This is a genomic window from Cupriavidus sp. GW821-FHT02F09, assembly GCF_059421605.1.
This window is the reverse complement of record NZ_JBWKVH010000084.1, coordinates 1-8258: the sequence shown is the minus strand read 5'-3', so window position 1 is coordinate 8258 and position 8258 is coordinate 1. Positions and strand designations below refer to the sequence as shown.

The 8258-nt window shown below is 61.2% G+C and carries 4 protein-coding genes and 1 pseudogene; 3 read left to right on the top strand and 2 right to left on the bottom strand.

Annotation, left to right across the window (positions count from 1 at the left end; all coding sequences use genetic code 11):
* Positions 1–323: 323 nt before the first annotated feature.
* A pseudogene (locus AC07XB_RS38530) lies at positions 324–2012 on the bottom strand (phosphatase PAP2 family protein).
* 2502 nt (positions 2013–4514) lie between these two features.
* Between AC07XB_RS38530 and AC07XB_RS38525 the strand changes: the two are divergent.
* Positions 4515–4688, top strand: coding sequence for a hypothetical protein (locus tag AC07XB_RS38525; RefSeq protein WP_492833132.1), 174 nt, complete (start codon positions 4515–4517; stop codon positions 4686–4688).
* Positions 4689–5213: 525 nt separating this feature from the next.
* Here AC07XB_RS38525 and AC07XB_RS38520 read toward each other — a convergent pair.
* Positions 5214–6164, bottom strand: coding sequence for a LysR family transcriptional regulator (locus tag AC07XB_RS38520; RefSeq protein ID WP_492833130.1), 951 nt, complete (start codon positions 6162–6164; stop codon positions 5214–5216).
* Positions 6165–6275: 111 nt separating this feature from the next.
* Here AC07XB_RS38520 and AC07XB_RS38515 point away from each other — a divergent pair, with 111 nt between their 5' ends.
* Positions 6276–6869, top strand: a complete 594-nt coding sequence (locus AC07XB_RS38515; protein ID WP_492833128.1) for a dioxygenase family protein — start codon at positions 6276–6278, stop codon at positions 6867–6869.
* Positions 6870–6897: 28 nt separating this feature from the next.
* Entirely contained in the window at positions 6898–7890 is a 993-nt protein-coding gene (locus tag AC07XB_RS38510; RefSeq protein ID WP_492833126.1) for a tripartite tricarboxylate transporter substrate-binding protein, read from the top strand.
* Positions 7891–8258: the final 368 nt, after the last annotated feature.

Below are 8258 nucleotides of genomic sequence, written 5' to 3'. Positions count from 1 at the left end.
GGTCCTCCACGGATCTTCTCGAAATCGGCAATGGGGTAGGTGGCGCCGTTGGCTCGACCATGCCCACCGTCGCTGAGACACGCCAGACCTCAGCGCTCTACGACCAACCCGGCAAGCTCTGGTTCAACCTGCTGTGCTGGGACATAGACGCCCAGTTGGCGTTCTACCGCGATCTGCTCGGCCTGCCCGAGGCTGCAAAAAGTCGCTCTCCGATCTATCGCGCCCTAGAGACGGTCGACTTCCAATTCGGCTTCAACGCGATATCGGCGTATGCCTTGCTGGGACTGACAGACCGTCAGTCAGCGGCTCACGCATATTTCGCATCAAGTCGCCCCGTCAATCCGCACCGACAAGCCCGTGGCCGTGTAAATGGCCGTTGTCTTGTAGCCCGGCACCGAGATGGCGGTGAACTGGCCCTTCAGGCTCGCGCTGGAAAGCAGGCTAATGGTGTCGCCCACCGACGGACGGAAGCCGCTGCGGAAGTTCACTGCCAGCGTGCCGCCGGCCACGGTGGCAATACCACTCACCGCCAGGCGGCCGGCGACGCCGCTGCCCAGGCCCTCCAACTGCAGCGTGGTGTCGGCCAATTGCGAGGCGCCGGCGATCACCAGTTGTGCGTCGGCGCTGGAAGCCAGCGTACCGCCGCCAAGGTAGACGTCGCCCCTTGCCGAAGGCTGTCGCCGAGAGCGCCTGCAGCGACTGGTTGGCATCCAGGTAAGGCAGGCGCGTTTCCTGCAGCACCTCGGCACCCTTGGGGACCACCGCCGGCTTGGTGGTATCGGCGATCTGCGCGAAGCCAAAAGTCATGCGGCGGTTGTAGTTGGCCTTGTTGGTGGCGTAGTCCGCGAAGCGGTCGGTGGCCGTGGTGCCGGAATGCGCGAAGTCGTTGAAGGCCAGCTTCGTATCAGCCTTGGTCGCGGCCATCAGCGTGCTGTGGGCCTGGTCATAGGCGGCGGCCTTGCGCGCAGCGTTGGCGCCGGTGGCGATGCTAACCGCGGCGGTAGCTTGGCCGAGCATGCGGCCACTGACCACGTCCAGCGGCGAGTGCATGCCCGCGACGATGCGGTTCTCGCCCAGTTCCCCAGACCGCGTGTGACCATTTCCTGGAAGCGCTCCGGAACGGCATAGGCCATGGCGATGGCGTCGCGCACGGCTTCGGCGGTGTGGCCGCTGCTGAAGCCGCCATCGGTGGCGGGCGTGGCGTTCTTGGCCGGCACCAGGGCGGCGACCACATTGACGCTGCTGCTCCAGCGCCACGGGCGCGCGTACTTGTAGAAGCGCTTGGCCCGCTCGGTTGAGCCGTTCTCACCCATGTTGCTGACAAAATCCACCACGGCGCCAAAGCTGGTGTTGGTGCTGCCGCCCACGCCGACGTTGTTGCCGCCGTCGTTGTACAGCACAGTGGTAGCGTCGCTGGCGATGCTTGTAGTCTGTCGCGCAGCGGCCTGCCAGGTGGGCGTCAACGGGCCCAGGCCGTCGCTGACACTGTAGCCCTTGTTGCGGCGATCATCCAGGTAAGCTGCCAGTTCCTGCGAGACGGTGCGCTGCGCAGTCACGTTGGCCACGTACTGGATGTTGGCGCCGAGCACGCTGGCGTTAAGGATGGTGCCATCGGTACTGTCACCGGGGATGCCGGTCCAGTTGGACGCGACCACGGCGAGGAAGCTGCCGCTAGCGGGCGCGTTGACGCCGGCGTCGACAATCAGCGTGGAGGGCTTCCACAGGTCCAGGAAGCCGGTCAGCACGCGCACGCCAGTGTTGGTTTCCTTAGTGGCATAGCGCGCGTCGCCGCGCTGGTTGGTGTAGGCGTAGTCCACGAAGGGCAGCACGGCGGCCTGGTCAGCCAGCGGCACGGAGTCGACGAATCCCAAGTCCTTAGGCGCTGCCGGGATCGACAACGGCTGCTCGACTGCGGATGTAATGGTCGCATTGTCGCCACCCCCGCAGGCGGTCAACAGCATGGTGCCGATCAGCGCGGCAGCCAGGGCACGGAGAGAACTCGAAGGGAACATGAGGCGCGGCCGCTAAGGCCGGGGACATTGGGAACGACGAGCTACTACGCAGCCGCCGTGAATTCACCATGACCGTTAGTGCAGCTCTATCGGGCACTGTGCGGTGTACTATCTCAATTGCGCATAATTACAACGATAAACGCAGACATTCTCATTCACCCATCCAGCGCAGGGTATTCATCTGGATTCGGCGGTCCAATACTAGCGCAGCGGAGTGATCTCCCGCAGTTGACGGACAGGCGACCCTCCATTCGATGTCTCCTTGTGGCGGGTCGCCTTCTTTTTCATGCGCCTCGAATCCCCTACCTAGGCTCTCGCAGCCCGCCGTCTCGCTTGTGTCGTCGGTTGGCTTGGGCTGGTTCGCTTCACGGCCAACTCCTGCATTTCTTCCAGCGCGAATGCATTCTTAATGAATCCGGAAGCGCTGGCCCACTTTGATGTTGGTGGCATCCGGATACGCCATACCGCAAGCAGGTCGTCGAAGCAAATCGCGCGCCGCTTTCCCGGCGATGGCGCTAAACTCTGCCAGCTCAACGGCGTGCCCGTCGCCTCGTAACGCACATCGCGACCTCGCGCACCTGCACTGGCTGCACAGCGCCGAGTGGCGCCCGCAGTGCGCAGGGCCATGAGTCCGCGAGCAATCTCGCTGTCCGTAGAAGGCCCTTGTTCAACATGTCCCGCCGGCCGAGCGCCTTGCCGTGCCGCAGCGCGGCTAGAACTATGTCTGCACATTCGCGAGTGATTCTATTTCGGTCCATTGCGTTAGCGATTTCCGCGGATCAACATCAGCGGTAATTGTAATGATTGGAGCACGGCCGACGTCCAGGCTCCCCGACCAGCAGCATGTCATAGCTACCTGCCCGCCATTGCCATTGACTAACCTGCGTCGCATCCGGAATAGCGCAAGCACCTACCAACCAGGCGCGCTCCTTTCTCCCAATCCGGGCCCGCAGGCCGTCCTCGTGCAGCAAAACGAGCGCGTACCCGTCGAATGGACTGTCTAACCGCAATCGAACGCCAGTCGTCGTCCGATTTTGATGCATTGCCGCTCCCCGATTCGATCGTGGCGTCGCCTCGGATCGGTCGCAAGCGCGCCGCAAATTCGTAGGCGTCGCTTGCGATAAGCTTTTTGGCGCGGATCCCTGATCTCTCCGTCATATTTTCTCGCTAGTGACCCGCACTGCTGTGGTGAGTCGCAAGGGCATTGCGCATGGACGATGCGCTTTATTCCCATCATTTCCATCACGTCCTCAAGATACCGAATTCCACCTGGCTTCATCTTCAATTGCGCCATATGTTGTACTTTAAAGACATTAATGTGGAATCTTGATTTATGCAACAATTATCAGAAAATCAACCAAGTGTTGAAACTCTAAATTAAGCCGCAATAGTCTCAGTCTCCCATGCTCCGGAGGCTATTTGCCCACTCCGCTCGGAAGATGAGAAGGCATAACGCCAAGCCGAATTTGGGAGACTTCAGGATTCGGCAAAAACAGCCCGTTTTTTGGCTGCAAAGCCTTGCTGGAAAAGGTGGAGTCTCGCCGCAATACAATACCAAAATTGCGATCTACGGAAACAATCAAGCCTTTGATTTTATTAATTTTTTAGCATAAATCTTGCTTTAGAAGCATAATTATGAATGGATGTAAAAAGGAGATTTATAAAATATACGGTCGCTTTTTCTACGCTTTATCACGATTGGATGAACCACACCACAACCATATGATCATCGCATTATTAATAATGCCCTCGTTTTTTTATATTTAATTCTCATAATCTTTCTATGCAAAACAGAAAAGACATAACAGCATCACAACTGATTTGTAAATTTCGTGTCTCGTCGAAATCTTGAATGACGAACATGAGACCGAATCGATTCATGAGTCATCGATTCTCGCCTGTTCGAAGATTGCAGCTAAGGACGTCTCATAGTTGTCCTGACAATAACGTTACGAACGGCATTTTTCAGAACCGTCGACATGCTCGCGCGGCTCTTCAACTGCGAGACCTGCGCCCGAGGCGCCGCTTAAGATCGGCCTCTGGGTGCGCTGGGGGGCGTGCGCAGCGCGATACTGGAAGGCGGTCTTGGCGTGGCCCGGGCGCTCGATCGGGCGGGCCCGGCCACGGACGTGTTCACGAAGGGGCGGGCGGCGCTGCTGGTGGAGGTGGGTCAGCGCGCGGCGTCCAAGATCAGACTGGAGGCTGCGGTCGCCGCGTGTGGGTAGGAGAGGAGAGACGCCTCGGGAACCGACATTGGTGTTAACGAGGCGTCTCGGTGTCAGCTCCGTCCAGTCGCTGACGGAGCTAGCATAGCCGGTAATAGGCGAAAAAAAAAGGCCGCAGCAGCGGACTGCGGCGCAGAAGATCCAGTTCGGGGTCAAAAGCCGAACGGACGCCAATAGTTATACGTTGCGCAGGTCTCCACGGTACGGCCCTTCGGGAGGGTTTCGCCGGTCAGTGGGTGTACCGTCGAATGAACTCTCTCTTGGCCTTCGAAATGGCATGGGACATTTCACTGGCGGATTCGATGCCGACCTCGATGATAAGCTGTCCCCCGTCGTGCAGATTGGCGACCAACACAAGTTGCCGCGATGTGCCGCGCCGAAATTCATCGACTGCCCAGAAAACCGCTGGATCCGAATCGTCAGCGGCATCGAGATCATCAACGTGACCTGATGATCAGGTTAAGGCGTGATGCTCTAGGAGGCCAACCAGCAGACGTTCCTTGGCAAGCAGTTGTTCGATTGCGGCGAATGCTTCGTCAAGCGTCATGGCAAGCTAGCGGATATGGCTGCGCGGCGAGTTAGGAGGGCTGGCGAAATGGGCTGCATGATCTCCCCCACCCTGATGTAATTTCTCGTGCTCTTGTGCCAGACCCGATCAGGGTTAGCGATCCGCCAATCGTTGGGTAAGATTCGTGACCGTGTCACCTCACTGTCGCTAAAGCTAAGGCAGCGGCACCGCAGGACTGGCCCCCTTCTGGCGGACTAGGCAAGCCGCACGAGCCCAGGCACGAGTTTGATCGCGATCCGGTCTACCGAGCACCGCGGAAGTATCCACAATGACCCGGGCACTCTGTGGCGCAGTGGCGTGGGTTGTTTCAAGCACGAGGCCCCAGAATGAGGATGAGAAATCCCCGCTCAGCTCGGACTGAACGCACTCCGTGCGGCCGGCGATGCGGCGCCGCACACGGGATCGACTTCACTGCGAGCGCGGCGGCAAGCAAAGCGGTTGGGCCAACTCCCGCAGCACCGAAAGGAAGAGCTGTGCCGCCGGGCCCAGGGCCCGGCCACGCAATGTCAAGATCATGGTGGGCGTGCGCCATGGCGCTAGCGCAATGGGCAAGACCTTGAACATCTCGCGGTGCCGCCCAAAGGGCAGGAGCGAATGCGGGACCATGGTCACAAACCGGCCCGTGTCCAGCAGGCTGTATCGGGACATCAGGGAGCCGGAGTGGATGACCCGCTGCGGCATCGCCAGGCCCCGCGCCGCCAACGCCTCAGGCAGCGGCGTCTCGGGCATAACCTCATTGCGTGACAGGATCCAGTGTGCATCGACCACCTCGTCCAGTTCGATGCGCCGACGCTTGGCGAAGGGACCGGCATGGCCAACTACGACCCGCATATGGTCGTGAAACAGCGGCTCGCCGTCGATGCCAGGAGGGAGCGGCAGCTTGTAAGGTCGTGCCACAACAAAGTTTACCATTCGCTCCATCAGGAAGTGGTTGATGAGATCCGGCGACTGCCCGGACTCCAGCACAAAGCGCATGCGAGGGTGCTTGCGCAACACCGCCTCCATCGTGGCGCTGACCAGACCGGCATGCAGCGTTTCCATGCACCCCAGCCGCACTTCACCGCCGCTGGGGTCCGCCAGGTGATCCAGCTCACGCAGAGCGCCTTGCATCTCGTCGAACACCGCCTTGGACCGGCGCACCAGCGCCTCCCCGAATGGCGTAGGCTCAATGCCCTTGGGGCCTCGCTCCAGCAGGCGCAGGCCCAGCGTGTCTTCCAGCTCGCCGATGACTCTCGACACCGCCGACTGGGAGAGGTGCATGGTCTGTGAAGCCTTGCGCATGCCGCCCGCTTGAACCACGGCCACCAAGGTCTGCAGATCGTGCAGGCGCACCCGTCGCATCGCCCGTTCGATGTCCATGCCTCGCCTCCATTGATCTCGGAACGAGATCACATGATGCCAAAAGAATGCTTTCCCGGAACGGCCTGTAACCCTAATCTTGCACCCGGCACAGGTGCAAGGGGCAAAAACATGAAGGCAACGGTTGGCGACGAGACTGCAGTGGACGGCGAGCCGGCCATTGTGCGGCGCACACCCGGTCTATTGCTCGGGCCGTACTACCCCCTTGCGCCCTCGAACGGTTCGGGCGCTGATCTGTGGGGTGGTGAGGCTCCGTTGCCCAATGGTGCGCGTTACCTGCAATTGCAAGGCAGGGTCCTCAATCTTCTCGGTGTACCTGTAGCCGACGCACTCGTCGAAATCTGGCATGCCGACCACCAGGGCTGCTACCGGCACTCCAGTGCGCCCGATCATAAGCGAGTGACCAGAGGGTTCGCGGGACACGGCAGCGTGCGCAGCGATGCGCAAGGCCGCTTCGCTTTCCGCAGCCTGGTGCCCGGCGGCTATGCCGATGGCCTTGTGCAGCGTGCACCCCATGTGCATGTGCAAGTGACAGGCCAGGTGGACCGGTTGATCACGCAGATCTTCCTGCCAGGCCATCCGCTGAACGGCCACGATCGCTGGTACCGCGCCGTGGCACGCCCCGAATTGCTCACCCCCGAGGTCTTGCGCGACGATGCCGATGCCCTGGTTCTGGCCTGGACCGTCGTGCTCACGCAAGGATGAATCGTTCGCAATCCAGAAGGAGAAGATGATGGAAACGATCAACACCCAACGGCGCTGGCTGAGTTCTGCCCTGCTCGCCGCCGGCATCGCTGCCCCTATGTCCCTGCGCGCACAGCCTCGAATCGATGCCTTACGGATCATCCACGGCTACCCGGCGGGCGGATCGATTGACATCGTCTGCCGCAAGCTGGCGGAGAAACTCACCGGGCGCTATGCCGGTCACGTGATCGTGGAGAACAAGCCCGGCGCGGCAGGACGGCTGGCCATCGAGGAACTCAAGAGAGCACGCCCTGACGGCTCGGCCATGCTCGTCGCGCCGGCCTCCGCCTTCACGCTGTATCCGCACGTCTATCGCCAACTGAGCTACGACGTGTTCACCGACCTGGCGCCGGTATCCACGGTGGCCAGCACGGGCTTTGCCCTGGCTGTCGGGCCCAAGGTACCGCCGGAGGTCAACAGCTTCGAGGCCTTCAAGCAGTGGTGTCTTGCCGATCCCGCGGCTGCGCAGTGCGGCAATCCGGGCGCCGGCTCGCTGCCCCACTTCATGGCCACGCTGATGGCGCGAGAGGCCGGTGTTACGTTGGGGTACATCCCGTACCGCGGCGGCTCGGCTGCCATGCAGGCCGCGGCTGCGGGCGAAGTGGCGGCGGCGCTGTCGACCGAGGCCTCCGCCCGCCCTCTGCAGCAGGCCGGCAAGCTGCGCGCGCTGGCAACCACCTGGCCCGAGCGCTCGCCGTTCTTCCCCCAGGTGCCGACCTTCCGCGAACTGGGGCTGTCAGCGCTCGCGCAGCGTGAATGGTTCGGCGCGCTCATGCCCGCGCGCACGCCGACCACGACGGTGCAGACGGCGGTGGAGGCACTGCACACGGCGCTGAGGGAGGGGGACCTGCGCGACACCTGGGAGCGCTCCTACCTGGGCATCGATTCATCGACACCGGCGCAGCTGCAAGCCGCCATCCGGCGTGAGTACGACTTCTGGGCCCCGATCGTGCGGGCGTCCGGGTTCACACCCGAGGGCTGAAGAGCCGGCTGAATGGCGCGCTGGCGATACGGCTCTGGCAGGACGAACGCAAAGCTAATTGCGCAGAAATTCTCGAACAACGTCGATACGCCTTCTAGATCGGCGCCGAAATATCTCAATTGCGCACAAATTAAACTCTTAACGCATATCGTCCAATTGACCGATCCAGGGCAGGATATTCATTCGGATATGGCCGTCTGACACTCGCCCTGCGAAACAGATCTTCCGCAGTTGGCGGACAGGCGACCCGCCACCTCCCTGTCTCCATGTAACGGGTCGCCTTCTTTTTCTCCTAAATATCAAAATAACGCACGACACGCTCAATATACGCAGGCATTTCGATGGCCCGGACGATGGCAGGGTAGTCA

Excerpts from the sequence above, each read along its gene's own strand:
- AC07XB_RS38525 (WP_492833132.1), top strand. The coding sequence starts at position 4,515 with ATGGGACATTTCACTGGCGGATTCGATGCCGACCTCGATGATAAGCTG.
- AC07XB_RS38520 (WP_492833130.1), bottom strand. The coding sequence starts at position 6,164 with ATGGACATCGAACGGGCGATGCGACGGGTGCGCCTGCACGATCTGCAG.
- AC07XB_RS38515 (WP_492833128.1), top strand. The coding sequence starts at position 6,276 with ATGAAGGCAACGGTTGGCGACGAGACTGCAGTGGACGGCGAGCCGGCC.
- AC07XB_RS38510 (WP_492833126.1), top strand. The coding sequence starts at position 6,898 with ATGGAAACGATCAACACCCAACGGCGCTGGCTGAGTTCTGCCCTGCTC.